This window comes from Amycolatopsis sp. NPDC104863, assembly GCF_055582965.1.
This window is the reverse complement of the sequence record NZ_JBVJOW010000006.1, coordinates 211,361-236,148: the sequence shown is the minus strand read 5'-3', so window position 1 is coordinate 236,148 and position 24,788 is coordinate 211,361. Positions and strand designations below refer to the sequence as shown.

Sequence of the window (24,788 nt, the reverse complement as noted above, 5' to 3'; positions counted from 1 at the left end):
ATGATCAAGGCGGCGGTCGACCACATCGCCACCGCCGCCTCGCAGGGCGCCCAGGTCGTCTGCCTGCAGGAGCTGTTCTACGGCCCCTACTTCTGCCAGGTGCAGGACACCGAGTTCTACTCCTACACCGAGGGCATCCCGGACGGGCCGACGACCAAGCTCATGCAGGAGGTCGCCGAGCGCCACGGCGTGGTGCTGGTCGTGCCGATGTACGAGGTCGAGCAACCCGGCGTCTACTACAACACCGCCGCGGTGATCGACGCCGACGGGACGTACCTGGGCAAGCACCGGAAGAACCACATCCCGCAGGTCAAGGGCTTCTGGGAGAAGTTCTACTTCCGGCCCGGGAACCTGGGCTACCCGGTGTTCGACACCGCCGTGGGCCGCATCGGCGTCTACATCTGCTACGAGCGGCACTTCCCCGAGGGCTGGCGCGCGCTGGGCCTGGCCGGGGCGAAGATCGTGTTCAACCCGTCGGCGACCAGCCGCGGGCTGTCGCAGTACCTCTGGCGGCTGGAGCAGCCGGCGGCCGCGGTGGCGAACGAGTACTTCGTCGGCGCGATCAACCGCGTCGGCGTGGAACCGCTGGGCGACAACGACTTCTACGGCCAGACGTACTTCGCCGACCCGCGCGGCCAGCTGATCGGCGACGCCGCGTCCGACACCGACGACGAGGTCGTCATCCGCGACCTCGACATGACGCTGCTCGACGAGGTCCGGGACCTGTGGGCGTTCTACCGCGACCGCCGGCCGGACACCTACGGCCCCCTCACGGAGGCCTGATGACCACGCTCATCAAGGGTGGTCAGGTCGTTTCGCCGTCGGGCGCGCTCCTGGCCGACGTCCTCGTCGACGGCGAGACGATCACCGCCGTCGGGGCGCCCGGGACGCTGACCGGCGACGAGACGATCGACGCCACCGGCAAGTACGTGCTGCCCGGCGGAATCGACGCGCACACGCACATGGAGATGCCGTTCGGCGGCACGCATTCGGTCGACACGTTCTCGACCGGCACCACCGCGGCCGCGTGGGGCGGGACGACCACGATCATCGACTTCGCCGTGCAGGCCAAGGGGACGTCGCTGCTGTCCACTTTGGACAAGTGGCACGCCAAGGCCGACGGCAACTGCGCGATCGACTACGGCTTCCACATGATCGTCTCCGACGTCAACGACCAGTCGTTGAAGGAGATGGAAGCCTGCGTCGACGGCGGGGTCGGCAGCTTCAAGATGTTCATGGCGTACCCGGGGGTGTTCTACTCCACGGACGGGGAAATCCTGCTGGCGATGCAGAAAGCGCGGGAAATCGGCGCTACGATCATGATGCACGCGGAGAACGGCATCGCGATCGACCAGCTGGCGGCGCAGGCGTTCGAAGCGGGCAACATCGATCCCGTGCAGCACGGCCTCACCCGGCCCCCGGAACTGGAAGGAGAAGCGACGTCGCGGGCGATCCAGCTCGCGAAGGTGACCGGCTCGCCGTTGTACATCGTGCATCTGTCGGCGTCGCAAGCGCTGGCGGCGGTGGCGGAAGCGCGCAACGACGGCCAGAACGTCTTCGCCGAGACGTGCCCGCAGTACCTCTACCTGTCCATTGAGGACCTGGCGAAGCCCGACTTCGAGGGCGCGAAGTACGTCGCTTCGCCGCCGCTGCGGGAGAAGTCGCACCAGGCCGACCTGTGGCGCGGGCTGCGGACCAACGACCTGTCCGTGGTGTCGACCGACCACTGCCCGTTCTGCTTCAAGGACCAGAAGGAGCTGGGCCGGGGCGACTTCCGGGCGATCCCGAACGGGATGCCGGGGGTCGAGCACCGGATGGACCTGCTGCACCAGGGTGTCGTCGCCGGTGAGCTGACGCTCGGCCGCTGGGTCGAGACATGCTCGGCGACGCCGGCGCGGATGTTCGGGCTGTACCCGCGCAAGGGTGTCATCGCGGCGGGTTCGGACGCGGACATCGTCGTCTACGACCCGTCGGCGAAGCAGACCCTGTCGGCCGAGACGCACCACATGAACGTGGACTACTCGGCGTACGAAGGGTTCGAGCTGACCGGGCGGGTGCACACGGTGCTGTCGCGGGGGCGCGTGGTCGTGTCGCCGGACGGGTTCACCGGGTCTACGTCGCACGGGAAGTTCCTGTCCCGCGAGCTGAACCAGTACCTGAACTAGGAGCGGGCCATGGACTTCGGGATCGTGCTGCAGACGGACCCGCCCGCGCGGGACGTGGTGCGGCTGATGAAGGACGCCGAGGCCGCCGGGTTCCGCTACGGCTGGACGTTCGACTCCTGCGTGCTGTGGCAGGAGCCGTTTGTCATCTACTCGGCGATCCTCGCGGCGACGTCGTCGCTGGTGGTCGGGCCGATGGTGACCAGCCCGGGCACGCGGGACTGGTCGGTGATGGCGTCGACGTTCGCGACGCTCAACGACATGTACGGCAACCGGACGGTCTGCGGCATCGGCCGCGGCGACTCCGCGCACCGGGTCGTCGGGAAGCCACCGTCCACTTTGGCCACCGTGCGCGACTGCATGCAGGTCGTGAAGGACCTCGCCGAAGGCCGCGCGGTGACGATGAACGAGAAGACCGTGCAGATCCCGTGGATCCGCAACGGCCGGCTCGAGATGTGGATGGCCGGGTACGGGCCGAAGGCGCTGAAGACGGTCGGCGAGCACGCCGATGGCTTCATCCTCCAGTGCGCGGACCCGGCGATCGCCCGCTGGACGATCGGCGCGGTCCGCGACGCCGCGCGGGCGGCCGGCCGCGACCCGGGCGGGATCACGATCTGCGTCGCGGCCCCGGCGTACGTCGGCGAAGACCTGCCGCACCAGCGGGAACAGCTGCGCTGGTTCGGCGGGATGGTCGGCAACCACGTCGCGGACCTGGTCGCGCGTTACGGCTCTTCCGGTGCGGTGCCGAAGGAGCTGACGGACTACATCCGCGAGCGGGAGGGCTACGACTACAGCCACCACGGGAAGGCGGGCAACCCGTCGACGGAGTTCGTCCCGGACGAGATCGTCGACCGGTTCTGCCTGCTCGGCCCGCCGTCGGCGCACATCGCCCGGCTGCAGGAGCTGGCCGAGCTGGGCGTGGACCAGTTCTCGCTGTACCTGATGCACGACGACCGCGAGGCGACCCTGGCGTCGTACGGGTCGCAGATCATCCCGAAGCTGACCGCGTAGGGCTCGCCCTACCCCGGTTCCGGGGGTGCGCACCAGCGCGCCCCCGGTCCCGGCGGCGGGACGATCGGCGGATGAAATCTCCGAAACTCCGTGCTGCGCTGGCTCTGGGGGCCGCGGCGGGCGTGGTGGCGTTGAGCGCACCCGCAGCGTCGGCGAGCCCCGCCGGAATCGTCTGGGAAGACACCTGTCAGGCCGGCTACCAGTGCGGCCACCTCGACGTCCCGCTGTCCTACCAGGATCCGTCCGCCGGGACGGTGACCATCGCGGTCGGGCGCCTCCCGGCCACCGACCAGGCCCACAAGCTGGGCACGATCTTCTACAACCCCGGCGGCCCCGGCTCGTCCGGGCGCTTCGCCCCGGCGCTCACCCCGCAGCTGCACGCGCGCTTCGACATCGTCGGGATCGACCCGCGTGGCGTCGGGGCGAGCTCGAAGATCCGCTGTTTCACCGATCCCTCGCAGCTCGAAGTGCTGCAGCGCGCGCTCGGCACGTTCCCGCTGACCCGTGACGCCGAACAGCAGCAGATCGCGGACACGAAGACCGTCACCGACCTCTGCGAACAGAACACGGGCCCGCTCGCGAACCACCTCTCGACCGGCACGATCGCGCGGGACCTCGACCGCCTGCGGGCGGCGTTCGGCGAGAGCAAGCTGCGGTTCTACGGGAAGTCGTACGGCACCTACATCGGCGAGACGTACGCGAACCTGTTTCCGGGCCGGGTCGGCACCCTCGCGCTGGACGCCGTCGACGACCCGTCGCGATGGGCGACCGGCGCCGGGCCGATGAGCTACCGGCTCGGCGGTTTCGAGGACGGCCCCCGCTCGATCAAGTCCTTTTTGGACGCCTGCGCGTCGCGCTGCGCCTTCGACTACAACGCGATCCTCGACCGCCTGCAGCGCGGCCCGATCACGGTGACGGACACTTCCGGCAAGCAGGTGACCGTCACCTACCAGAGCGCGATCGGCCAGATCCACACCTACCTGACCGACGCCCAGGCCGCGCCGCAGCTGGCGGCGTACCTGCAGGCGCTGGCGGATCCGGCTTCCCGGGCGCCGGTCGTCGCGGGCGGCCCGCCGGACGTCGACTCGCTGCTGGGCGGCGGCGCGACCCTGTGCTCGGACGCGGCGAACCCGCGCGACCCGGCGGTCTGGTGGGACTACGCCCGGCGCGCGGACCAGGTCGGACGCGGCTTCGGCCCGTACGACGTCTACAAGACGCTCCCGTGCGCGACCTGGGACGTCGCGGACACCGGTCGTTACACCGGGCCGTGGAACCGCCCGACCGCCCCGATCCTGCTCCTCGCCAACCGCCAGGGTGACCTGGAAACGCCGTACGCGGGGGCTCAGCGGACGGAACGGCTCCTGGGCAACGCACGGCTGCTGAGCCTCGACACTTACGGCCACGGCTCGCGCGGCAAGAGCGCGTGTGTGGACGGGTGGCTGGACCGCTACTTCGTCGCCGGTTCGGTGCCGGCCCGGGGCACGGTCTGCGCCCCGGACCACGGCCCGTTCGGCTAGCGCGTCGCGACGAGCCGGGCCGTCGCCTCTTCGAGGAACCCGTACGACGCCCGGGGGTCGGCGAGCCAGCCCTCGTAGTCGGCGGGGTTCTCGAAGAGGTGCGCGAACCGGTGCGCCACTTCGGGAACCCGCTGCGCGGTGTCCAAAGTGGCCAGTACGTGGTCGGCCGGCGGGGCCAGCAGGTCGTTGTTGAAGAGTGTCGCGTGCCGGGCGTGCCGCCAGTAGCGGGCGAAGGTGCCGTACATGAACTCTTCGTCGAACGGCCGGTCGGCGTGGTCGACGATCGCCTCCTGGTACGCCCGGGCCGCGCGGGCGGCCATGTTGGCGCCCTGGCCGCCGACCGGGTCGTTGGTCACCGCGGTGTCGCCCATCGCGAGGACCTTCGCCCCGGACGGCAGGGTGCCCACGGGGTGGCGCACGACCGGCGTGATCCGGCCGTGCAGCAGGTCGCCCGGCGCCGCGGGCTGCGTGTGGTCGAGCAAGCCGGCCTGCCACGGGTAGTGCGTGCGCAGCAGTTTCCGGGCCGTCTCGTGGTGCTGCTCGACGTCGGTGACGCCGTCCCAGACGTCGAGGGGGCCGCCGGGCACGCCGAAGAAGCCGAGGCCGTGGACCGGGCCGTGGACCGAGAACACCGGCAGCAGGAAGAACTCGCCCACCTGCGACATCCCGAAGGTGAGCCCGGGAACGGCGTCCACCGGCCCGGCGACGTAGAACACGCCGATCGCGCGCTGCGGCTCGCGGTAGGGAGAACGCTCGTCGTCCCGCGGGAAGAGCGCGTCGAACTGCGGCCCGCGCCCGGCGGCGACCACGAGCAGCTCGAACTCGCGGGCGCACTCGTCGAGCTCGGCCGGGCTCACCCGGCGGATCCGCAGGTCGCCGCCGAGGCGTTCGAACTCGGCCAGCCAGTCGGAGACCTTGACGCGCTGGTCGACCGACTGCGCCGGCCGGTCGAGCGCGACCCGCCAGGAGATGGCCGGATCCCCGGTCTCCCCAGCGGCGGCGAAGGCGACCTCACGCACCGGCGGCGCGTCGGCGTCCCAGAAGTTGATGCCGAGCTCACGCTCGCGTTCGAGCGCGGGGTGGAAGAGGCACTGGTTCGAGACGAGCCGCCCCGCCCGCACCTCGGCGGCGGGACGTTCGGCGAACACGGTGACGTCGTAACCCCGTTGCCGCAACCCGATCGCGAGGACCAGTCCCGCTTGCCCCGCTCCGACGATCCCGATCCGCCGCATGGCCGCCCTTCCCCCCGGAAACCCCTTTGTTCCCAACGTACTCGTCCGGCGGAAGTCCGCCCTGCCCGAAAGGGCAGCCGCTAGGGTGACCCGGTGACGCAGCCGCCGCCGGGATTCGACCGAACGCTCCTCCTCCGCGACGGCCGCCGCGTGCGGGTCCGCCCCCTCACCCCGCAGGACGCGCCGGAGCTGGGCGAAGCGATCCGCACGGCCGACCCGGAGACGCTGCGCCGCCGCTTCTGCGGCACGGCGCCCCGGGTGACGCCCAGGCTGCTGGAGCGCCTGACGGTCCTGGACTACGAGCGCCGGTTCGCCCTAGTGGCCCGCAGCGAGGAAGGCCCGGGCGTGGCGATAGCGCGTTACGAGGCAACGGGCCGAAGGGTGGCGGAGATAGCGGTGGCGGTGGCCCCGGCGTGGCGCCGGGTGGGGTTGGCATCGGCAATGCTGCACATGCTGGGGCTGGCGGCGTTGGAGAGGGGGTTCGACCGGTTCACGGCGGTGTTTTCGGCGGACAACCGGCCGGTGTCGGAACTGCTGGACTTCGCCCGCGGGCGCAAGGTGATCGCGGAGGGAGTGGCGGAGGCCGAGGTCAGGTTGGCCGACCACCCCGCCGCGCCGGCGCATGTCGCCGCGGAACAGGTGAGGCGGGCTTCGGGGTTTTCGTTTTTCGAGCGGAGTCCATGACGGGCCTCGAGAACCAATAGTCGCGAGAGCGGGGCGGCGACTGGAGGCCGGACGCGGCGCCGCGACGAGGTATCTCACCGCGGCGCCGACGCCGCTCAGTCCACCAGCGCCTGGTAAACCAGCTGCCTCAGCTGCGACCGCAGCCGATAAGTACTCGAAGGCAACAGCTGCGTATAAAACCCCACGGTCAGATCCTCATCCGGATCCACCCAAAACGCGGTAGAAGCCGCCCCACCCCACGCGAACTCCCCCGCCGACGACAGCGTCCGGGCCTTCACCGGGTCCTCCAACACCGAAAACCCGAGGCCGAACCCGTGCCCGTCGAACGGCATCTCCGCGAACAGCGGGCGCCCGAAGGACTCCAGATCGACGTGGCCCGGCAAGTGGTTGCTGGCCATCAACGACACCGTCCGCGGGGACAGCAGGCGGACGTCGTCGAGAGCTCCGCCGCGCAGCAGCATCTCCGTGAACCGCCAGTAGTCCGCCGCTGACGACACCAGGCCGCCACCTCCGGACAAGCAGTCCGGGCGGGACTTGCCCAAGCTTCCGAACGCCTCGTTCCGGGTCGCGCGCCCCGTCGCGGGGTCCGGGATGTACAACGCCGCCAGGCGGTCCGGGGCAGACGTCCAGAAGCCCGTGTCCGTCATGCCCAACGGCGTGAAGATGCGCGTCGCGAAGAACTCGTCCAACGGCAGCCCGGACACCACCTCGACCAGCCGGCCGAGCACGTCCGACGCGATCGAGTAGTTCCATTCGCTCCCAGGCTGGAACAGCAGCGGCAGCTTCGCCCACTGTTCGGAGCACGCGGCCAGGTCCAGGCCCGGCGGCGTGCCCCACTCGAAGCCTGCCGCGCGGTACATCGCGTCCACCGGGTGGCCGTGGTGGAAGCCGTACGTCAGGCCCGCCGTGTGCGTCAGCAGGTGCCACACCCGGATCGGCGACGTGGCGGGCTCGGTCAGCGGCCTGAGCGAAGACCCCTTCACGAACACCTGCGGCGAAGCGAACTCCGGCAGCCACCGCGAGATCGGGTCGTCCAGCTCCAGCAGGCCCTCTTCGGCGAGGATCATCGCCGCGACCGAGGTGACCGGCTTGGTCATCGAGAAGATGCGCCACAGCGTGTCGGTCTCCACCGGCGCCCCGGCTTCGACGTCGCGGTGGCCGCCGCTGCCCACGTGCACGATCCGGCCGTGCCTGCTCACCACCGCGAGCCAGCCCGGCAACCGTCCATCCTCGACGTACCGGTCGAAATGCGTGTCCAGCCGCGAAAGCCGCGCCGCGTCGAACCCGGCTTCGGCCGGGTCGACGTCCACCTTGAGTTCTGCCATGCCGCGAGGTTACTTCTCGCGCGCCCGCTCGGCCGCTTTCTCCTCGCGCCAGGCTTCGTCGTTCTTCCCCAGCCGCCAGTAGCCCGAAATGGACAGCAGCTCGCGCCGCACCCCGCGCTCGTCGAGCAGGTACCGGCGCAGGTCGCGCACGAAGCCCGCTTCGCCGTGCACGAACGCCTGCACGACGCCGTCCCGCCACGGCAGCGCCCGGACCGCCTCGGCGATGTCGTCCCCGGCGGAGCGGTGCAGCCACGTGATCTGCGCGTCCGCCTTCGTGAGCAGTTCCTGCTCCTCCGCCGAGTCCTCGACCAGGATCACGGCGTGGGCCACGGCGCCGGCCGGGAGCGCTTCGAGCGACGCCGCGATCGCGGGCAACGCGCTTTCGTCGCCGGCCAGCAGGTGCCAGTCCGCCTCGGAACCCGGCGCATACGCCCCGCCGGGACCGGAGAGCAGCAGCTCGTCACCCGGCTGGGCCGCGGCGGCCCACGGGCCGGCGATGCCTTCGTCACCGTGGTGCACGAAGTCGAAGACGAGCTCGCCGGCCTGCGGGTCGAACGCCCGGACGGTGTAGGAGCGCATCCGCGGCCAGTGCTCCCGCGGCAGCGTGGCCCGGCACTCCTGGACGTCGAACGGCTCCGGATACTCGACCCCCGGGACCTTGAACAGCACCTTCACGTAGGCGTCGGTGAACGCGTTGGGGGTGAAGTCGGCGATGCCCTCCCCGCCCGCGACGATCCGGAGCATGTGCGGGGTGAGCCGCTCGGTGCGCAGCACTCGCAGTTTCACCGCGGGCCGTCCGGACCGCCGGGGTGCTTCGGCCATCGGCCAACTCCTCGCTCGTACTAAGGCTTGCCTAAGTCACCCTACGCGCCCCGGACGGCCGACGCCTACCCGCCCGAACCCAGTTCTTCCAGCATCCGGGCAAAACCGGCAGCCGTCTTCGCCCGGAACCCGACGAAGAACCGGTTCGCCAGCGGCACTCCCCAGCGCCACCACGAAGCCGCGTTGACGACCCGGTGCTCCACCCGGGCGCCCGCGGGATCCGGCGTGACGCGGTATTCGCCGCGGTACCACCAGCCACCCTGCACCGCGACGAACCCGCGCTCGGGATCCACTTCCGTCTTCATCGGGTGACCACCCCCGGTCACCCGGCGCCGCACCGCGTCGAACACCTCCGCCGGCGGCCGTGCGACGACCCCCGAGGCCTCCGCAAGCGTTTTCACCCGCGCGGATCCGAGACGCGCGTGTTCTGGAACGCCGTGATCAGCCACTCGCCGTCCTCCTCGACGAGCACGAAGCTGACCGTGGATTCCCGGCCTTCGTCGGCCGTGTCGGAGCCGTCGAGCGAAGAGCCGCCGCCCACCACGACGACCGCGACGTCCGGGCGGACGAACCGCACCTTCGCCGTGACGCCGAGCTGCCCGGTCAGCTTCGAGCCCTTGAGCGGCCCTTCGAACAGGGCGCGGTGCGAGCTTTCGATCGCGTCCCGGCCCGGGAAGTTCATCCCGAAGAAGGTGATGTAGTCCGCGTCTTCGGTGAAGAGCCGCCCGTACGCGGTGGCGTCGGCGGCGTTCCACGCGTCGGTGAGCCGGCCCAGCACGGCGCGGACGTCGGCTTCGGCGGTGGTCGTGGTCATGAGAAGTCCCCTTTCGCGAACGGCGTTCGTTCGACGAACACAGTTCTACTTACGAACGGCGTTCGCGTCAAGTACAGTGTTCGTGTGACCGTTCCCCCACCGCCGTGGCGCAGCGCCCCTCGTCGTCGTGCCGCGAAGCCCGCGCTCTCCCAGGACCTGATCGTGAAGACGGCGCTGGGGATCCTCGCCGAGGAGGGGCTCGAGGCGGTGACCATGCGACGGGTCGCCCAGGAGCTGGAGACGGGGCCCGCGTCGCTCTACGCGCACGTGGCCAACAAGGACGAGCTGGCGGAGCTGATGCTCGACGCCGTGCTCGCCGAAGCCGCGCTGCCGGACCCGGACCCGGCGCGCTGGGACGAGCAGGTGAAGGAGCTGGTCCGCGACCAGATCCGGGTGATGGTCGCCCACCCCGGCATCGCCCGCGTCGCGTGGGACATCGCGGTGCCGGTCACGCCCAGCTCGCTGCGTCAGGGCGAGGCGATGCTGGCCCTGCTGCGCGCGGGCGGCCTGACGCTCCGGCAGGCGACCTTCGCGGGTGACGCGTTGTCGTTGTACGCCAAGGCGTACGCCTACGAAGCGAGCGGCTGGACCTGGGGCGACATCGACGAGGCCGAGACGGCGAAACGCGGCGAGCAGATGGTGGCCTACATGCGGTCGCTGCCGCCCGAAGCCTTCCCGAACATGCTGCACATCGGCGAGTTCTTCTCCGCCGAGACGGCGCAGGAACGCCTCGAGTTCGCCCTCGAGACGTACCTGGCCGGCCTGAAAGTCCTCGCGGCGAAGAACTAGGGACGCAGCACGATCTTGCCGCGCGTGTGCCGCTTCTCCAGCTCACGGTAGGCGTCCCGCACGTCGGCGAGCGGGTAGACGGCGGCGACCGGCACCTCCAGCAGCCCCTTGGCCGCCAGCAGGCTCAGCTCGCGCAGCACTTCGGCCGACGACGCCGCGGCGTTGCCCTCGGTCTTCACGTTGTACTTCTGGGCCGCCGCGAAGTCGATGACCGTGTTGATACGCCCGGGGTGGATGCCCAGGTGCAGGGCCAGTTCCACGTACCCGGAGCCGAAGGTGTCGATGAACGCGTGCACCCCGTCGGGCGCGATGGCCCGGATCCGCTCCAGCACACCGTCGCCGTAGGTCACCGGGAGCACGTCGAACTCGCGCAGCCAGTCGTGGTTCGCTTCCCCGGCGAGGCCGATCACCGTGGCGCCGGACAGCTTCGCCAGCTGCACCACCAGGGATCCGACGCCGCCCGCGGCGCCCGACACGACGATGGTCTCGCCCTCGCGCGGGCAGACCGCGCGCACCGCGGCGTACGCGGTGGTCCCGGCGACGAACAGCGATCCGGCGACCTCCCACTCGACGCCGTCCGGGCGCGGGGTCAGGTTCTCCGCCTCGGCCACGACGAAGTCCGCGTGGCTCGCCCGCGTCTCGACGAAGCCGATGACCTCGTCGCCCACCTGGATCTCCTCGACGCCGTCGCCGAGCTCGGCGACCACGCCGGCGAAGTCGCTGCCCTGGCCGGACGGGAACGTCGCCGGGAAGCGCTCGTGCAGGAACCCCTGGCGGATGGCGGCCTCGCCGGGGTTGATCCCGGCGGCGCGCACCTCGACGAGCACCTGCCCGGGGCCCGGCGCCGGCCGCGGCACCTCCGCGACCCGCAGGACGTCCACGTCGCCGTACTCGTCGAACCTGATCGCGCGCGCCATGGGCCCTCCTCTAAGTCGTTGCTGAATACAAGCAACGACCGGGTCCCCGGTTTTAATCCCGTCAGCCGGCCAGGCGGCGGACGACGCCGTCCGCGAGGAGCCGTCCGCGGTCGGTGAGCACCGCGCGGCCCCGGGAGTCCAAAGCGGACGGGTCGAGCAGGCCTTCGGCCGCGGCCGCCCGCGCTTCGACCAGCCCGGGCTCGTCGAGCACGTCGAGCGGAAGCCCTTCGGCGACGCGGAGTTCGAGCATGATCCGCTCGAGGTGCTGGTCGTCTTCGGTGAGCACCTCACGCCCGCCCGCGGGCGATTCACCGGCGGCGAGCAACGAGGTGTAGCGCGCGGGGTGCTTGACGTTCCACCAGCGCACGCCGCCGACGTGGCTGTGCGCGCCCGGCCCGGCGCCCCACCAGTCGTCGCCGCGCCAGTAGCCGAGGTTGTGCCGGCAGCGGGCCGCGTCGGACGCCGCCCAGTTCGACACCTCGTACCAGCGCAGCCCGGCCGCGGACAGCGTCGCGTCGATCATCTCGTAGTCCGCGGCCAGCACGTCGTCGTCCGGCGCGGGCAGCTCGCCGCGGCGCACGCGGCGGGCCAGCGCCGTGCCCTCCTCGACGATCAGCGCGTACGCCGACACGTGGTCGACCCCCGCGGCCAGCACGGCGTCGAGCGTCGCGAGCAGGTCGTCGGGGCGCTCGCCGGGCGTGCCGTAGATCACGTCGAGGTTCACGTGCTCGAACCCGGCCGCGCGGGCCTCGGCGGCGGCCTTGCCCGGCCGGCCCGGCGTGTGCACGCGGTCGAGGATCTTCAGCACGTGCTGCGCGGCCGACTGCATGCCGAGCGACACGCGCGTGTACCCCGCGTCCCGGATCCCGGCGAAGAACTCCGACGACGTCGACTCGGGGTTCGACTCCGTGGTCACCTCGGCGCCCGGGGCGAGCCCGAAGACGTCGCGGACGGCGTCGAGCACCGAGCGCAGGCCGTCGGCGCCGAGCAGCGACGGGGTGCCGCCGCCGACGAACACGGTGTCGGCGGCGGGCGGCACGACCAGGACCTTCGCGGCGAGCTCCAGCTCGCGCCGCAGCCCGTCGAGCCAGGACTGCGGCGACGAGCCCGAGTCGAGCTCTCCCGCGGTGTAGGTGTTGAAGTCGCAGTAACCGCAGCGTGTCGCGCAGAACGGGACGTGCACGTAGACCCCGAACGCTCTGCTGCCGAGCCCCTTCAGCGCGCTTTCCGGCAAGGCCGGATCGATCGAGGTGGCGGGGTCGGAACGCAGTACGGGCACCCCCGGATTGTCCCCTACGACGCCGGGAGGTTCGCCGCCGCCCAGTCCGGGTCCGGCGCGATCATCTCGATGACGTCGAGCAGGACGCCGTTGGGGTCGGCGAAGTAGAAGTGCCGCTGCCCGTAGACCTCGTCGACGACCGGGGTGACGAGCTCGACCCCCGCGTCCACCAGCCGCTTCGCCTCCGCCGCGGCGTCGTCGACCACCAGCCCGAACATCAGCCCGGCCGTCTCGCTCGCGCGGTAGGCCGGCGGGACCGACTCGTGGCCGCGCTGGACGAAGCTGATCTCGTAGCCGGGCGCCCCGGCGTTGATGCTCGCGAACCAGTCGAGCTCGACCGTGACCGGCAGCCCGACGACGTCCGCGTAGAAGCGGGTGGTCGCGGCGACGTCGTCGACCAGGTACCCCGCCCCGAAACCCTTGACCTGCATCCCCTGGATTCCTTCCTCCGAACCACTGAGCTTGTAGTACTTTAGACGTAGTGGTTTGAACTGCGCAAGGGCGGCGGTTGACACCGTTCTCGCAGGCAGGTGACGCTTCTCCCAGCATGCGGTCAGCCCTGGACCACATTGTGGACGCGTGGCACGCTGACGCTGTGACTCATGCCGGTGTTCTCCTCGTGGCCCGCCGCCACGTCGACCTCCTGCGGGTCGCCAGCGCCCTCTGCGCACCCGTTCGCTGACTGCCGTCGCCACCACCTGCCACGAAATCTGGACAGCCGGCGCTGGAGAAGCCCCCGCGAGCCGGTGGCCCTCCGCCGCCACGAAGAGCCTCTCGGAGGACGCCGCCATGGCCACGCCCCAGACCCCCGCCCGCCCCGCGCGCGTCAAGCAGAAGCGCGGCGAAGGGCAGTGGGCGCTCGGATACCGGGAGCCGCTGAACCCGAACGAGCGGTCCAAGAAGGACGACCACCCGCTCAACGTGCGGGCGCGGATCGAGAACATCTACGCCCACCGCGGCTTCGACGCGATCGACCCGGGCGACCTGCGCGGCCGGTTCCGCTGGTTCGGCCTCTACACCCAGCGCAAGCCGGGCATCGACGGCGGCCGCACCGCGACGCTGGAGCCCGAAGAGCTCGACGACCGCTACTTCATGCTGCGGGTCCGGCTCGACGGCGGCGCGCTGACCACCGGCCAGCTCACCGCGCTCGGCGAGATCTCGCAGGACTACGCGCGCGACACCGCCGACATCACCGACCGGCAGAACATCCAGTACCACTGGATCCGGATCGAAGACGTCCCGAAGATCTGGGCGAAGCTCGAGAACGCCGGCATGACCACGATGGAGGCCTGCGGCGACAGCCCGCGGGTCATCCTCGGCTCGCCGGTCGCGGGCATCGCCGCCGACGAGGTGATCGACGGCACCCCGGCGATCGACGAGATCAAGCGCCGCTACATCGGCAAGCCGGAGTACGCGAACCTGCCGCGCAAGTTCAAGACCGCGATCTCCGGCCAGTCCGACGTCGCGCACGAGATCCACGACATCGCGTTCGTCGGGGTCAACCACCCCGAGCACGGGCCCGGCTTCGACCTCTGGGTCGGCGGCGGCCTGTCCACCAACCCGATGCTCGGGCAGCGCCTCGGCGCCTGGGTGTCGCGCGACGAGGTCCCCGACGTCTGGGAAGGCGTCATCTCGATCTTCCGGGACTACGGCTACCGGCGGCTGCGCTCGCGCGCCCGGATCAAGTTCCTGGTCAAGGACTGGGGCGCGGAGAAGTTCCGCCAGGTGCTGCAGGACGAGTACCTCAAGCGCGAGCTGATCGACGGCCCGGCGCCCGGGCAGCCCGCCCAGCCGATCGACCACGTCGGCGTGCACCCGCAGGTCGACGGCAAGTTCTACGTCGGCGCGGCGCCGATCGCCGGCCGCTCCTCCGGCGCCACGCTCGTCGCGGTCGCGAAGGCCGCCGAGCGGGCCGGGTCGAACCGGGTGCGGCTCACCCCGCAGCAGAAGCTCGTGGTGCTCGACGTCCCCGAAGCGCAGGTCCCCGCGCTCGAGGCCGAGCTGAGCGAAATCGGCCTCGAGACCAAGCCGTCGCCGTGGCGGCGCGGGGTGATGGCCTGCACCGGGCTGGAGTTCTGCAAGCTCGCCATCGTCGAGACGAAGGCCCGCGCGCACCAGCTCGTCGCCGACCTCGAGAAGTCCCTCGCGGACATCCAGGCGGACCTCGACACGCCGGTGAGCGTGCACCTCAACGGCTGCCCCAACTCCTGCGCGCGGATCCAGACCGCGGACATCGGGCTGAAGGGCCAGATCGTCACCGACGGCGAGGGCAACCAGGTCGAAGGCTTCCAGGTGCACCTCGGCGGCGGCCTGGGCCTCGACGCCGGGTTCGGCCGGAAGCTGCGCGGCCACAAGGTGACCTCGGGCGAGCTGACCGGGTACGTCGAACGCGTCGTGCGCAACTACGTGGCCGGGCGCGAACCCGGCGAGCGGTTCCCGCAGTGGGCCGCACGGGCCGAAGAGAGCGCCCTGCAGTGACTTCCACCGAACGCGCGGTGCCGTACCACTGCCCGTACTGCGGCGACGAAGACCTGCGGCCGGAAGAGAACGGCGGCTGGCTGTGTTCCGCCTGTCGCCGGGTCTTCTCGGTGAAGTTCCTCGGACTGTCCCTCCCGGAGGTGTCCCGATGACCGCCACAGCCGACTACAAGACCCTCGCCGAGCGTGCCTCGAAGGAGCTCGCCGAGGCCACCGCGGAAGAAGCGCTGCGCTGGACGACCGAGACGTTCGGCGACGACTTCATCGTCGCGTCCAACATGCAGGACGCCGTGCTCATCGACCTCGCCACGAAGGTGAAGTCCGATGTGGACGTCCTGTTCCTGGAGACCGGGTACCACTTCCCCGAGACGATCGGCACCCGCGACGCGGTGCAGGCCGTCTACCCGGACGTGCGCATCGTCAACGCCCAGGCCGAGCAGAGCGTCGCCGAGCAGGACGCCGAGTACGGCGCGAAGCTGCACGACCGGGACGCGACGCTGTGCTGCAACCTGCGCAAGGTCGTGCCGCTGCGCAAGACCCTGGCGAACTACTCGGCGTGGGTGACCGGCGTCCGCCGCGTCGACGCGCCGACCCGCGCGAACACCCCGATCGTCACCTGGGACGACCGCAACGGGCTGGTGAAGATCAACCCGATCGCGGCGTGGACCGACGACGAGTTCAACGGCTACATCCAGGAGCACTCGATCCTGGAGAACCCGCTGGTCTCGATCGGGTACCTGTCGATCGGCTGTGCGCCCTGCACGGCTCGCGTGGAGCCGGGCCAGGACCCGCGCAGCGGCCGCTGGGCCGGGCAGAGCAAGACCGAGTGCGGACTGCACGGCTGAGGGAAGGGACGCATGACGACCTTGGAGCCCGCGACTGACGCGGCACAGGACAACCTGGCCGCGCTCGAATCCGAAGCCATCCACATCTTCCGTGAGGTGGCCGGCGAGTTCGACCGCCCGGTGATCCTCTTCTCCGGCGGCAAGGACTCGACGCTGCTGCTGCACCTGGCGATCAAGGCGTTCTGGCCGGCGCCGGTGCCGTTCCCGCTGCTGCACGTCGACACCGGGCACAACTTCGACGAGGTCATCGAGTTCCGCGACCGCGTCGTCGAGCGGCACGGGCTGCGCCTGGTCGTCGCGAAGGTCCAGGACTGGATCGACGACGGGCGGCTCGAGGAGCGCGCCGACGGCATGCGGAACCCGCTGCAGACCACGCCGTTGCTCGACACCATCTCGGAGAACAAGTTCGACGCGGTGTTCGGCGGCGGCCGCCGGGACGAGGAGCGCGCCCGGGCGAAGGAGCGGATCTTCAGCCTCCGCAACGCCTTCGGCCAGTGGGAGCCGCGGCGGCAGCGGCCCGAGCTGTGGAACCTCTACAACGGCCGGCACCGCCCGGGCGAGCAGGTCCGCGTCTTCCCGCTGTCCAACTGGACCGAGGCCGACGTCTGGAACTACATCGCCCGCGAGAAGGTCGAGCTGCCGTCGATCTACTACGCGCACCAGCGCGAGGTGTACCTGCGCGACGGCATGTGGCTGGCCGAAGGCCCGTGGGGCGGCCCGCGGCCGGGCGAAGAGGTCACCGAGCGGACCGTGCGCTACCGGACCGTCGGCGACGGCTCGTGCACCGGCGCGATCGAATCCACCGCGGCCACCGTCGAAGAGGTCATCGCCGAGGTGTCGGCGTCCCGGCTGACCGAGCGCGGCGCGACCCGCGCCGACGACCGGATGTCCGAGGCAGCCATGGAAGACCGCAAGCGTGAGGGGTACTTCTGATGAGCTCGCTGCTTCGCCTGGCCACGGCCGGGAGCGTCGACGACGGCAAGTCCACCCTGGTCGGGCGGCTGCTGTACGACACCAAGTCGGTGCTCGCGGACCAGCTGGACGCGGTCACCCGCGCGTCCGTCGACAAGGGACTGTCCACTCCGGACCTGTCCCTGCTCGTCGACGGCCTGCGCTCGGAACGCGAGCAGGGCATCACCATCGACGTCGCGTACCGCTACTTCGCGACGCCGAAGCGGTCGTTCGTGCTGGCCGACACCCCGGGGCACGTGCAGTACACGCGCAACACGGTGACCGGCGCGTCCACCGCGCAGCTGGCCGTGCTGCTGGTCGACGCGCGCAAGGGCGTCATCGAGCAGACCCGGCGGCACGCGGCCGTGCTGGCGCTGCTCGGCGTGCCGCAGCTGGTGCTGGCGGTGAACAAGATCGACCTGGTCGGCTACGACGAGGCGACGTTCACCGTGATCGCCGAGGAGTTCGCCACGCACGCCGAATCGCTGGGCTACGAGCGCGGTTCGGTGCTCGCGATCCCGGTGTCGGCGCTGGAGGGCGACAACGTCGCGACGCGGTCGGAGCGGACGCCGTGGTACGCCGGGCCGAGCCTGCTGGAGCACCTCGAAGAGGTGCCGGTCGCGCCGGACCCGCACGACCAGGCGCTGCGCTTCCCGGTGCAGTACGTGATCCGCCCGCGCACGCCCGAGTACCCGGACTACCGCGGTTACGCGGGCCAGATCGCGGCGGGCACGGTGCGCCCGGGTGACGAGATCGTCGTGCTGCCGCAAGGCATCCGCAGCCGCGTCGAGCAGATCGACACCGCCGACGGCCCGCTGGCCGAGGCCGGCGCCGGGACGTCGGTGACGCTGCTGCTCACCGACGACATCGACATCTCCCGCGGTGACCTGATCGCCGCCGCGGACGCGCCACCGCGGGTGACCGCCGAGATCACCGGCACGCTGTGCTGGCTGTCGTCGAAGCCGCTGAAGCCCGGGGCGCGGGTGCTCGTCAAGCACGGCGCCCGCACGGTCCAGGCGCTGGCCGGCGAGCTGCACGCGCGGTTCGACGAGCAGAAGCTGTCCAGTGTGGATGCTCCGGCCGCGTTGGAGCTGAACGACATCGGGCTGGTGACGCTGACGCTGGCCGAAGAGCTGAGCGTCGACGACTACGGCGTCAGCCCGCGCACCGGCGCGTTCCTGGTGATCGACCCGAAGGACGGCGACACGCTCGCCGCGGGCCTGGTCGGTGAGCGCTTCTCGTGACGCCTCCCCTGGTCGCCGTCGCGCACGGCAGCCGCGACCCCCGCTCGGCCGCGACCGTGCGGGCGCTCGTCGACGTCGTGCGCGCGCGGGCGCCCGGGCTTGCGGTGCACGAGTCCTTTTTGGACCTGTCGGAACCCCGGCTCACGGACGTGCTGCGGTCGGTGCACGCGGCCGGCCACCGGACGGCGGTCGTGGTGCCCGTGCTGCTGGGCAGCGCGTTCCACGCCCGTGTCGACCTGCCGGCGTTGATCGAGCAGGTCGTCGCCGAGTGCCCGGGTTTCCGCGTCGAGGTGTCGGACGTGCTGGGCGCGGACCCGGCCCTGGAGGCGGTGGCCCTGGACCGGCTGGCCGCCGCGCCTCGCCGTCGTGGGACGGGCGTGCTGCTGAGCGCGGTCGGCTCGTCCAACGCTTCGGCGAACGCGGTGGTCGCTTCGCTGGCTTCGCGGTGGGAGTCGCGGTTGGGTGTGCCGGTGAGCGAGGCGTTCGCGTCGGCGACCCAGCCGGACATCCCGACGGCGGCGGCCCGGTTGCGAGACCGGGGCGTGCGGCACCTCGTGGTGGCGTCGTGGTTCCTGGCGCCGGGGTTGCTGCCGGACCGGATCGCCCGGCTGGCCCGCGAGGCCGACCCGCGCGCATTCGTCGCGGAGCCGCTGGCCGACGATCCGCGCGTCGCCGACGTTGTCATCAGCCGCTACGCCACGGCGACGAGCGGGTTGCTCCGCCAGTACGCCTGACCGGCGGTCCGTGCCATGGTGGACGCATGGCGTGGGGGCGTTTCGTCTTCGGTGCGGTGGTTCTCGTCGGGTGCGTGAGCGGGACGACGGGATGCGGACCGTCGCACACACGAGCCGAGTACGAGGCCGCCGCGCAGTCCGCGGCCGCGCGAGCGAACCGCGAGATCGGCGACCGATGGGCGGAGACCCCGCTCGCGCAGCTGAGCCAGGAGCTCCCCGGCGGCCAGTGGACCGAAGCCCGCGTCCGTGAAGTGTGCGAAGCCGACCACGCCATCTCCTTCGGTGCGCCGGAACCCGGGACGATCACGTGCGAGACGGACTACGTCCGCCAAGCCGGGTTCGACGGCGGCCTGCCGGACCTCCTCCGCGCCGTCGACGTCGCCGCGCGCAAGCTCGGCTGGTCCGACCGCGACGGCCGCCTCCGGACCGCGCTCGGCTACTACGAGACCAGTCGTCGCGCAGGCACCCCGGTCGACGCCGGGGTCGTGCCCGCCATCTCCTACACCGTTCCGCCGCCCGCCACCGGGACCACGGGCTGCAGCTCCCCCGACTACCTGCGCGAGACTTCGGTGGAGCGCTCGAGCGCGCCCTGGGCGAAGGACTTCACCGAACGCGCGGTCCACAACCCGGCGTTCGAGCGGTCGAGCGGGCCCCCGGCCGCGACGACAGCGCCCGAACTGCTGCGCGTCCACCGGTTCGTCCTGACATTCGGCCTCGTGCGCCAGTGCAGCCTCCCCGTGGACTGAACCACTGTCGGTAGCGCGGGGCGATCGCGGCAGCATCACCACCGCCAAAAGGCGAGTCTTATTCACATTTCTGTTACCCAGCGTGCCTGGGAACGGAAAATCCTTGACGTGCTACTTAACTTGCCGGTAACTCTCTAAACGCTCTCTCCTCCCCTCCAAAACCGCAGGTAGGTGGATACAGATGAAAGCGCTTCACTTTTCCCGGCTGGCTGCTCTGACCGCGGCCGCGGCCCTCCCGATCGCCCTCGCCGCCCCGGCCCAGGCGGCCACGACGATCGCCTTCGACTGTCAGGCCGACGCTCCGATCGTCGGGCCGCAGCAGGTGTCGCTCAACCAGGACGCCGATGTCACCGCGCCCGCCACCGTCGCGCCCGGCGGCGCCTTCGACGTCGTCATCGACCCGGCGCCGAACGAGGTGCCGAGCGAGGTGGCCGGGAACACGGTCAAGAACATCAACACCTTCGCGCTGAAGTTCCCGGTGCCCGCCAACTCCACCTACGTCGGCGCCGACCTCGCCGGCGGGTCCGGCCTCGGCAGCACGGCTCCGACCATCGGCGTCGCGAACGGCGTCGCGACCCTGAGCTTCCCCGGCCCGATCGCCGGCGGCGCCACCTTCGAGCTGCCGACCATCACCGTCCACCTGACCGCCGGCTCGTCGGGCACGATCGAGACGAAGCTGTCCGGCACCAGCTACAGCGACCCCGGCCTGACCTTCAAGGCGGTGGCGGGCACCTTCATCGGCGACATCACCGCCCCGACCGCCTGCTTCCCCAACCCCAGCCCGGTCTTCACCACGACGACCATCGGCTGAGCACGGCGGAAAAGGCCACCCTGCGGGCGCGAAATCGCCCGTAGGGTGGCCGCATGGGGAATGGGCGACGAGTCCTTCCGTGACTTCGTCGACAACCCGTCAACGCCCTCGCCGAGGCCGCACCGGGGTTCGTTCGGCGTCTGCAGGCCGAGAACGGCGACGCAACATCGGTCCGGGCGCCAGGCACCGCCCGACCACCGCCGAGGCCGAGCGGAAGCTCGACCACCTGCGTCTCCACGGCCTGACACCCGAGGCGTTCACGCTGAAACGGCACTTCTCGCCGGTCGCCGAAGCCCGCGAGGGTGATCCCGATTGGCTGTGCCCCGCGTAACACCGGCGGCGTGCGGGGAGTGTGCAAAGGTGTCGGTCATGGCTGACGAACTGGTGCACTACGACGTGGTGGGCGGCACCGCCACGATCACCCTGGACTCCCCGCACAACCGCAACGCGCTGTCGTCCCAGCTGCGCCGCGAGCTCGCGGAATCGCTGACGAAGGCCGCCGGGGACGACGCCGTGCGCGTGGTCGTGCTGACCCACACCGGGCCGGTGTTCTGCGCGGGGATGGACCTCAAGGAGGCCCGCGGCGCCGGCGCGGGCGACCAGGGCGTGAACGAGTTCCCGAAGATCCTCGACCAGCTGTGGACCAGCCCGAAGCCGGTGGTCGCCCGGCTCGCCGGCCCCGCCCGCGCCGGCGGCATCGGCATGGTCGCCGCGTGCGACATCGCCGTGGCGGTGCCGGAGGCGACATTCGCCTTCTCCGAAGTCCGCATCGGCGTGGTGCCCGCGGTGATCTCCCTGACCGTGCTGCCCCGGCTCAACGCCCGTGCCGCGCACGAGCTCTTTCTGACCGGTGACACGTTCGACGCCCGCCGCGCGGTCGAGATCGGCCTGCTGAACTCCGCCGTCCCGGCCGACGAGCTCGACGGCGAGGTCGCCCGGTTCGTCAAGGCGCTGGCGCAGGGCGGGCCGAAGGCGCTGGCCGAGACGAAGGCGCTGCTGAGCCGCCCGCGCGCGGCGACGCCGTCGGAAGGCTTCGAGGAGATGCTCGGCCTGTCCGCGAAGTTCTTCGCCAGTGAGGAAGGCCAGGAGGGCATCCTCGCCTTCGCCCAGAAGCGCAAGCCGAACTGGGTCCCGCAGGACTGAGGCTCAGGCGTCCGGCAGCACGACGGTGAGCCGCCACGAACCGGCGCTGGGCCCGCTCGGGCCCAGCGCCCGCTGCGCGTCGGAGAGCACGCTGCGGATCGCCAGGTACGTCTTGGGTTCGGCCTTGCGCAGCGCGTCCGAGCCCGGCCAGATCAGCACGTGCTCCCCCTGCGGCAGCCACGAAAGGTCGGTCAGGCAGTCGTAGAGCGCGTCCAGGTTGTGCCCGAAGTAGTCCGGAAAGGACAGTGCTTCGGCGAACGCGGTCAGCGTGCTCGCCTTGTCGACGGTTGCCCGCGAGTTCACCAGGTGCGGGTACGCGCCCCGGGCGAAGGCTTCTTCCGCGGCGGCCTTCGCCTGCTCCCCGGCGCTCATCGGGCCGGGTCCACGACGACGAACGACGCGTAGTGGTCGCCGGTGTAGAACAGCTCGTGCGCCTGCCCGGTGATCAGCCGCCGCGCGCCGCGGTCGGCGCTGCCGGGGGTCTTCACGGTGTACTCGTGGTAATAACCGGACTGCTTGCGGGGCAAGCGCTTCTCCCGGTTCTCGAAGACGACGTCGTCGTTGCGCGGATACGGGTAGGGGCCGCCCTTTTGGATCAGCTTCCAGGTGTCGCCGGCCTGCGAGGGCAGTGTCGACAACGGCTTGAGCGGCAGCCCGGAGTCGGCGCCGGGCAGGGCCGCGCCTCCCTGGGCGGGCGCGCTCGCCGACGTGCCGGGGCCCGGCGAGGGGGTTGCCGGCTTGTCGCCGCCGACGGCGTCCTTGACCAGCCAGCCCCCCAGCACCAGCACGAGGAGCCCGATCAGCGCGGCGGTGATCCGCCTTCGGTTGAACATGGTGCGCCAGCCTAGGACGAGGTGTCGGAGCGGTCGTCGTCACGGCCCGGGGTGAGCCGGCGGGCGAAGAGCCCGACGAGCTTGTCGAGGATCCAGGCGGCGGCCAGGCACAGCGGCACGACGACCACCATGACCAGCACGAACTGGACCGGGAACCACGCCTGGGCGAGCCACAGCTCGACCCCGTCCCACCAGTCGGCAAGCCCGTTGAACACGGTGTGAGCCTACGCGCGGTCTGCTGCCCCCGCGCCGTAGGGGCGGTACGTTGCCAGACATGTTCGCCGTGTACGCGCAAGAACCCAACGCCGAAAGCCCCTTGGACTCGCTCGTCGTCGGCGAGCGACCCGAACCCGACGTGCCGGACGGCTGGGTCCGGGTGCACGTCAAGGCGGCCAGCCTCAACATGCACGACCTGTGGACGCTGCGCGGGGTCGGGATCAAGCCGGACCAGTTCCCGATGGTCCTCGGCTGCGACGGCGCCGGCACCCTCGACGACGGCTCCGAGGTCGTCGTCCACTCGGTGATCAACGCGCCGGGCTGGCAGGGTGACGACACCCTCGACCCGAAGCGCACGCTGCTCACCGAGAAGCACCAGGGCACCTTCGCGGACCAGGTCGTCGTGCCCGCGCGCAACGTCGTCCCGAAGCCGGCCGGGCTGAGCTTCGCCGAGGCCGCGACCATGGGCACGGCGTGGCTGACCGCGTACCGGATGCTGTTCGTGAAGTCCGGGCTGCGGCCGGGGCAGACGATGCTCGTGCAGGGCGCCTCCGGCGGGGTCTCGACGGCGCTGGTGCAGCTCGGCCGCGAGGCCGGGTTCCGGGTCTGGGTGACCGGCCGCACCGAGGAGAAGCGCGCGCTCGCGTCCAGCCTCGGCGCGCACCAGACGTTCGAATCGGGGGCGCGGCTGCCCGAGCGCGTCGACGCCGTGTTCGAGACGGTCGGCAAGGCCACCTGGTCACACTCGGTGAAGTCGCTCAAGCCGGGCGGCATCATCGTCGTCTCCGGCTCGACCAGCGGGCCCGACGCGAACGCCGAGCTCCAGCGTGTGTTCTTTCTCCAGCTGCGGATCGCCGGGTCGACCATGGGCACCCGTGACGAGCTCGCGGACCTGCTGGCCTACCTCGACCTGACCGGCGTGCGGCCGCAGATCGGCGCGGAACTGCCGTTCGCGGAAGCGGCCAAGGGCTTCCAGGCGATGCTCGACGGGGACACCGCGGGCAAGATCGTTTTCACCCGCTAGGGCGCTGACCTGGGCGGATCCTGTCGGAGCCCGCCCAGGTCACCGCTTGTACCGCCCATCTCGTGAATTGTCAACGTACTCGAACCGAGATCTGGTCGTTAGCACCGAAATTCCACCAAAACCCAATGGTGGCAAGCTAATCTGTAGTCATGACCGCAACGAAGCGGCCCGCTCCGGCTGTACCGGGCGGCCGGCCCAGCAGCGACCCGGACCCGATCCGGGTTTCCTTCCGGCGCTACGCCGGCGTCCGCACCCGCGTGCTCGAGGTCGGTGACCTCGCACCGGACCCGGAGCTCCCCCGCCGCTCACTGCGGCGGCGGGCAGCGACGCCACACGTGCGGCCCAGCGCCCCGCGGCTCGTGCTGCTGCACGGCTACTGCGACAGCGCCGACACCTGGCGCCCCGCGCTCGAGCAGCTCGCGGCCGCCGGCGTCCCGGCGATCGCCGTCGACCTCCCCGGCTTCGGGGACGCCCAGCCGCTGCGGCCCGGCCCGATGCTGCCCCAGCTCGACGCGTTCACCACCGCCGTGGTCCGCGAACAGGCCGTGCTCGGCTCGGTCGTGCTGGCCGGGAACTCCCTCGGCGGCACCATGAGCCTGCGCGCGGCGCAGAACAGCCGGCTGCCGATCTCCGGGGTCGTTTCGATCGCCGCGCCGGGGTTCGTCGACTCGTGGCTGATCCGCACGGTCGCGCGGTACCCGCTGCCGCTGCGGCTGTACTCGGCACTGCCGGTCCCGGTGCCGGGCTTCCTCGTGCGCAAGGTCGCCGAGCAGGTCGTCCCGCGGCTGCTCTACGCGAACTCGGGCGCGGCCGACGCGACGCAGGTCCAGCGCTTCACCGCGCTGTTCCCGGACTACCGCGCGACGAAGAGCCGTCTGGAGCAGGCCCGGCAGCTCGTCGCGGAGCTCGCCGACGCCTACCGCCTCGACTCGGTGAAGGTGCCGCTGCTCGTCGTCGCGTGCGGCAAGGACAAGCTCGTCACCGCCGCGTCCGGGCGCCAGCTGCACACGCTGGTGCCGCACAGCCGGCTGCTGGTGCGCGAGGACTGGGGGCACTGCCCGCAGCTGGACGACCCGGTGGAGGTCTCCGAGCTGCTCACCTACTTCGCCGCGAGCGCGGTCCGGACCACCCAGGCCAAGCGCGCCGTCGCGGCGGCGCCGGAAGCCGTGAGCGAAGACACCGCGGCAGGCTGAGCGGCTCACACTGTCTTCA

The 24,788-nt window shown here is 71.2% G+C and carries 30 protein-coding genes; 19 read left to right on the top strand and 11 right to left on the bottom strand.

Annotation, left to right across the window (positions count from 1 at the left end; translation table 11 throughout):
- The 4 genes from ACZ63J_RS31800 (at position 1) to ACZ63J_RS31785 (ending at position 4,690) form a co-directional block, all read left to right on the top strand.
- Complete coding sequence (locus ACZ63J_RS31800) at positions 1–783, top strand: nitrilase-related carbon-nitrogen hydrolase (protein ID WP_465335504.1); 783 nt, start codon at positions 1–3, stop codon at positions 781–783.
- Complete coding sequence (gene hydA / locus ACZ63J_RS31795) at positions 783–2,165, top strand: dihydropyrimidinase (protein WP_465399526.1); 1,383 nt, start codon at positions 783–785, stop codon at positions 2,163–2,165. The genes ACZ63J_RS31800 and hydA overlap by 1 nt, the downstream gene beginning before the upstream one ends.
- 9 nt (positions 2,166–2,174) lie before the next feature.
- On the top strand, positions 2,175–3,173 hold the full coding sequence (locus tag ACZ63J_RS31790; protein WP_465334873.1) for a TIGR03842 family LLM class F420-dependent oxidoreductase: 999 nt from the start codon (positions 2,175–2,177) through the stop codon (positions 3,171–3,173).
- 71 nt (positions 3,174–3,244) lie between these two features.
- Entirely contained in the window at positions 3,245–4,690 is a 1,446-nt protein-coding gene (locus ACZ63J_RS31785) for an alpha/beta hydrolase (protein ID WP_465399525.1), read from the top strand.
- Here the strand turns inward: ACZ63J_RS31785 and ACZ63J_RS31780 are convergent.
- Positions 4,687–5,922, bottom strand: a complete 1,236-nt coding sequence (locus ACZ63J_RS31780) for a styrene monooxygenase/indole monooxygenase family protein (protein ID WP_465399524.1) — start codon at positions 5,920–5,922, stop codon at positions 4,687–4,689. The two genes, ACZ63J_RS31785 and ACZ63J_RS31780, sit on opposite strands and share 4 nt — an antisense overlap.
- 93 nt (positions 5,923–6,015) lie before the next feature.
- Here ACZ63J_RS31780 and ACZ63J_RS31775 point away from each other — a divergent pair, with 93 nt between their 5' ends.
- Positions 6,016–6,606 (top strand): GNAT family N-acetyltransferase, encoded by a 591-nt coding sequence (locus ACZ63J_RS31775; protein WP_465399523.1) that lies wholly within the window; start codon positions 6,016–6,018, stop codon positions 6,604–6,606.
- A gap of 95 nt (positions 6,607–6,701) precedes the next feature.
- Here the strand turns inward: ACZ63J_RS31775 and ACZ63J_RS31770 are convergent, their stop codons facing one another.
- The 4 genes from ACZ63J_RS31770 to ACZ63J_RS31755 form a co-directional block, all read right to left on the bottom strand.
- Positions 6,702–7,931 (bottom strand): serine hydrolase domain-containing protein, encoded by a 1,230-nt coding sequence (locus ACZ63J_RS31770; protein ID WP_465334865.1) that lies wholly within the window; start codon positions 7,929–7,931, stop codon positions 6,702–6,704.
- Between the two features lie 9 nt (positions 7,932–7,940).
- Positions 7,941–8,753, bottom strand: a complete 813-nt coding sequence (locus ACZ63J_RS31765) for a siderophore-interacting protein (protein ID WP_465399521.1) — start codon at positions 8,751–8,753, stop codon at positions 7,941–7,943.
- Positions 8,754–8,818: 65 nt separating this feature from the next.
- On the bottom strand, positions 8,819–9,058 hold the full coding sequence (locus ACZ63J_RS31760) for a hypothetical protein (RefSeq protein WP_465334861.1): 240 nt from the start codon (positions 9,056–9,058) through the stop codon (positions 8,819–8,821).
- Between the two features lie 92 nt (positions 9,059–9,150).
- A complete protein-coding gene (locus tag ACZ63J_RS31755) occupies positions 9,151–9,567 on the bottom strand; it encodes an SgcJ/EcaC family oxidoreductase (RefSeq protein ID WP_465399520.1) in 417 nt (138 codons plus the stop codon).
- Positions 9,568–9,651: 84 nt separating this feature from the next.
- Here ACZ63J_RS31755 and ACZ63J_RS31750 point away from each other — a divergent pair, with 84 nt between their 5' ends.
- Complete coding sequence (locus tag ACZ63J_RS31750) at positions 9,652–10,356, top strand: TetR/AcrR family transcriptional regulator (RefSeq protein ID WP_465399519.1); 705 nt, start codon at positions 9,652–9,654, stop codon at positions 10,354–10,356.
- On the opposite strand, the gene ACZ63J_RS31745 is transcribed toward ACZ63J_RS31750, so the two are convergent.
- The 3 genes from ACZ63J_RS31745 to ACZ63J_RS31735 all read right to left on the bottom strand — a co-directional run bounded on the left by ACZ63J_RS31745 (position 10,353) and on the right by ACZ63J_RS31735 (position 12,983).
- A complete protein-coding gene (locus tag ACZ63J_RS31745; RefSeq protein ID WP_465399518.1) occupies positions 10,353–11,273 on the bottom strand; it encodes an NADP-dependent oxidoreductase in 921 nt (306 codons plus the stop codon). The two genes, ACZ63J_RS31750 and ACZ63J_RS31745, sit on opposite strands and share 4 nt — an antisense overlap.
- Before the next feature lie 61 nt (positions 11,274–11,334).
- Positions 11,335–12,552, bottom strand: coding sequence for a radical SAM family heme chaperone HemW (gene hemW, locus ACZ63J_RS31740; protein WP_465399517.1), 1,218 nt, complete (start codon positions 12,550–12,552; stop codon positions 11,335–11,337).
- A 14-nt stretch (positions 12,553–12,566) separates the two neighbouring features.
- Positions 12,567–12,983, bottom strand: a complete 417-nt coding sequence (locus tag ACZ63J_RS31735) for a VOC family protein (RefSeq protein WP_465334855.1) — start codon at positions 12,981–12,983, stop codon at positions 12,567–12,569.
- Positions 12,984–13,099: 116 nt separating this feature from the next.
- Between ACZ63J_RS31735 and ACZ63J_RS31730 the strand changes: the two genes are divergently transcribed.
- From ACZ63J_RS31730 to ACZ63J_RS31680, 11 genes are all read left to right on the top strand, one after another.
- On the top strand, positions 13,100–13,234 hold the full coding sequence (locus tag ACZ63J_RS31730) for a putative leader peptide (protein ID WP_465334853.1): 135 nt from the start codon (positions 13,100–13,102) through the stop codon (positions 13,232–13,234).
- Between the two features lie 107 nt (positions 13,235–13,341).
- Positions 13,342–15,030, top strand: coding sequence for a nitrite/sulfite reductase (locus ACZ63J_RS31725; protein ID WP_465399516.1), 1,689 nt, complete (start codon positions 13,342–13,344; stop codon positions 15,028–15,030).
- Positions 15,027–15,182, top strand: coding sequence for an Insertion element protein (locus tag ACZ63J_RS31720; RefSeq protein ID WP_155545716.1), 156 nt, complete (start codon positions 15,027–15,029; stop codon positions 15,180–15,182). Before ACZ63J_RS31725 ends, ACZ63J_RS31720 begins: the two co-directional genes overlap by 4 nt.
- Positions 15,179–15,874, top strand: a complete 696-nt coding sequence (locus ACZ63J_RS31715; RefSeq protein WP_465399515.1) for a phosphoadenylyl-sulfate reductase — start codon at positions 15,179–15,181, stop codon at positions 15,872–15,874. The genes ACZ63J_RS31720 and ACZ63J_RS31715 overlap by 4 nt, the downstream gene beginning before the upstream one ends.
- A gap of 12 nt (positions 15,875–15,886) precedes the next feature.
- On the top strand, positions 15,887–16,807 hold the full coding sequence (gene cysD / locus ACZ63J_RS31710) for a sulfate adenylyltransferase subunit CysD (protein WP_465399514.1): 921 nt from the start codon (positions 15,887–15,889) through the stop codon (positions 16,805–16,807).
- Entirely contained in the window at positions 16,807–18,069 is a 1,263-nt protein-coding gene (locus tag ACZ63J_RS31705; RefSeq protein WP_465399513.1) for a sulfate adenylyltransferase subunit 1, read from the top strand. Before cysD ends, ACZ63J_RS31705 begins: the two co-directional genes overlap by 1 nt.
- Entirely contained in the window at positions 18,066–18,803 is a 738-nt protein-coding gene (locus ACZ63J_RS31700) for a sirohydrochlorin chelatase (RefSeq protein ID WP_465399512.1), read from the top strand. The genes ACZ63J_RS31705 and ACZ63J_RS31700 overlap by 4 nt, the downstream gene beginning before the upstream one ends.
- A 26-nt stretch (positions 18,804–18,829) precedes the next feature.
- Positions 18,830–19,549 carry a hypothetical protein gene (locus tag ACZ63J_RS31695; RefSeq protein ID WP_465399511.1) on the top strand — a complete coding sequence of 240 codons (720 nt, stop codon included), beginning with the start codon at positions 18,830–18,832 and terminating at the stop codon, positions 19,547–19,549.
- A gap of 181 nt (positions 19,550–19,730) precedes the next feature.
- Entirely contained in the window at positions 19,731–20,360 is a 630-nt protein-coding gene (locus tag ACZ63J_RS31690) for a cyclase (protein WP_465399510.1), read from the top strand.
- Between the two features lie 166 nt (positions 20,361–20,526).
- The gene (locus tag ACZ63J_RS31685) at positions 20,527–20,691 is read left to right on the top strand and encodes a DUF3291 domain-containing protein (RefSeq protein ID WP_465399632.1); all 165 of its coding nucleotides are present in this window, start codon (positions 20,527–20,529) and stop codon (positions 20,689–20,691) included.
- Between the two features lie 38 nt (positions 20,692–20,729).
- Complete coding sequence (locus ACZ63J_RS31680) at positions 20,730–21,503, top strand: enoyl-CoA hydratase family protein (RefSeq protein WP_465399509.1); 774 nt, start codon at positions 20,730–20,732, stop codon at positions 21,501–21,503.
- Positions 21,504–21,506: 3 nt separating this feature from the next.
- Here the strand turns inward: ACZ63J_RS31680 and ACZ63J_RS31675 are convergent, their stop codons facing one another.
- Genes ACZ63J_RS31675 through ACZ63J_RS31665 form a run of 3 tightly spaced genes read right to left on the bottom strand, consistent with a single transcriptional unit; the run spans position 21,507 to position 22,551 of the window.
- The gene (locus tag ACZ63J_RS31675) at positions 21,507–21,875 is read right to left on the bottom strand and encodes a barstar family protein (protein WP_465334837.1); all 369 of its coding nucleotides are present in this window, start codon (positions 21,873–21,875) and stop codon (positions 21,507–21,509) included.
- Positions 21,872–22,336, bottom strand: a complete 465-nt coding sequence (locus tag ACZ63J_RS31670; protein WP_465314508.1) for a guanyl-specific ribonuclease — start codon at positions 22,334–22,336, stop codon at positions 21,872–21,874. The genes ACZ63J_RS31675 and ACZ63J_RS31670 overlap by 4 nt, the downstream gene beginning before the upstream one ends.
- 11 nt (positions 22,337–22,347) lie before the next feature.
- Positions 22,348–22,551: a hypothetical protein gene (locus ACZ63J_RS31665; protein ID WP_465314509.1), complete on the bottom strand. Its 204-nt coding sequence runs from the start codon at positions 22,549–22,551 to the stop codon at positions 22,348–22,350.
- 59 nt (positions 22,552–22,610) lie between these two features.
- On the opposite strand from ACZ63J_RS31665, the gene ACZ63J_RS31660 reads away from it, so the two are divergent.
- Together ACZ63J_RS31660 and ACZ63J_RS31655 are read left to right on the top strand one after the other, a co-directional pair.
- Positions 22,611–23,576 (top strand): quinone oxidoreductase family protein, encoded by a 966-nt coding sequence (locus ACZ63J_RS31660; protein ID WP_465399508.1) that lies wholly within the window; start codon positions 22,611–22,613, stop codon positions 23,574–23,576.
- Between the two features lie 149 nt (positions 23,577–23,725).
- Positions 23,726–24,769: an alpha/beta hydrolase gene (locus tag ACZ63J_RS31655; RefSeq protein WP_465314511.1), complete on the top strand. Its 1,044-nt coding sequence runs from the start codon at positions 23,726–23,728 to the stop codon at positions 24,767–24,769.
- Positions 24,770–24,788 lie beyond the last annotated feature (19 nt).

Coding starts and splice junctions, on each gene's coding strand:
- ACZ63J_RS31800 (WP_465335504.1), top strand. CDS start 1: ATGATCAAGGCGGCGGTCGACCACATCGCCACCGCCGCCTCGCAGGGC.
- hydA (WP_465399526.1), top strand. CDS start 783: ATGACCACGCTCATCAAGGGTGGTCAGGTCGTTTCGCCGTCGGGCGCG.
- ACZ63J_RS31790 (WP_465334873.1), top strand. CDS start 2,175: ATGGACTTCGGGATCGTGCTGCAGACGGACCCGCCCGCGCGGGACGTG.
- ACZ63J_RS31785 (WP_465399525.1), top strand. CDS start 3,245: ATGAAATCTCCGAAACTCCGTGCTGCGCTGGCTCTGGGGGCCGCGGCG.
- ACZ63J_RS31780 (WP_465399524.1), bottom strand. CDS start 5,922: ATGCGGCGGATCGGGATCGTCGGAGCGGGGCAAGCGGGACTGGTCCTC.
- ACZ63J_RS31770 (WP_465334865.1), bottom strand. CDS start 7,931: ATGGCAGAACTCAAGGTGGACGTCGACCCGGCCGAAGCCGGGTTCGAC.
- ACZ63J_RS31765 (WP_465399521.1), bottom strand. CDS start 8,753: ATGGCCGAAGCACCCCGGCGGTCCGGACGGCCCGCGGTGAAACTGCGA.
- ACZ63J_RS31760 (WP_465334861.1), bottom strand. CDS start 9,058: ATGAAGACGGAAGTGGATCCCGAGCGCGGGTTCGTCGCGGTGCAGGGT.
- ACZ63J_RS31755 (WP_465399520.1), bottom strand. CDS start 9,567: ATGACCACGACCACCGCCGAAGCCGACGTCCGCGCCGTGCTGGGCCGG.
- ACZ63J_RS31745 (WP_465399518.1), bottom strand. CDS start 11,273: ATGGCGCGCGCGATCAGGTTCGACGAGTACGGCGACGTGGACGTCCTG.
- ACZ63J_RS31735 (WP_465334855.1), bottom strand. CDS start 12,983: ATGCAGGTCAAGGGTTTCGGGGCGGGGTACCTGGTCGACGACGTCGCC.
- ACZ63J_RS31730 (WP_465334853.1), top strand. CDS start 13,100: ATGCGGTCAGCCCTGGACCACATTGTGGACGCGTGGCACGCTGACGCT.
- ACZ63J_RS31725 (WP_465399516.1), top strand. CDS start 13,342: ATGGCCACGCCCCAGACCCCCGCCCGCCCCGCGCGCGTCAAGCAGAAG.
- ACZ63J_RS31715 (WP_465399515.1), top strand. CDS start 15,179: ATGACCGCCACAGCCGACTACAAGACCCTCGCCGAGCGTGCCTCGAAG.
- cysD (WP_465399514.1), top strand. CDS start 15,887: ATGACGACCTTGGAGCCCGCGACTGACGCGGCACAGGACAACCTGGCC.
- ACZ63J_RS31705 (WP_465399513.1), top strand. CDS start 16,807: ATGAGCTCGCTGCTTCGCCTGGCCACGGCCGGGAGCGTCGACGACGGC.
- ACZ63J_RS31695 (WP_465399511.1), top strand. CDS start 18,830: ATGGCGTGGGGGCGTTTCGTCTTCGGTGCGGTGGTTCTCGTCGGGTGC.
- ACZ63J_RS31690 (WP_465399510.1), top strand. CDS start 19,731: ATGAAAGCGCTTCACTTTTCCCGGCTGGCTGCTCTGACCGCGGCCGCG.
- ACZ63J_RS31680 (WP_465399509.1), top strand. CDS start 20,730: ATGGCTGACGAACTGGTGCACTACGACGTGGTGGGCGGCACCGCCACG.
- ACZ63J_RS31675 (WP_465334837.1), bottom strand. CDS start 21,875: ATGAGCGCCGGGGAGCAGGCGAAGGCCGCCGCGGAAGAAGCCTTCGCC.
- ACZ63J_RS31670 (WP_465314508.1), bottom strand. CDS start 22,336: ATGTTCAACCGAAGGCGGATCACCGCCGCGCTGATCGGGCTCCTCGTG.
- ACZ63J_RS31660 (WP_465399508.1), top strand. CDS start 22,611: ATGTTCGCCGTGTACGCGCAAGAACCCAACGCCGAAAGCCCCTTGGAC.
- ACZ63J_RS31655 (WP_465314511.1), top strand. CDS start 23,726: ATGACCGCAACGAAGCGGCCCGCTCCGGCTGTACCGGGCGGCCGGCCC.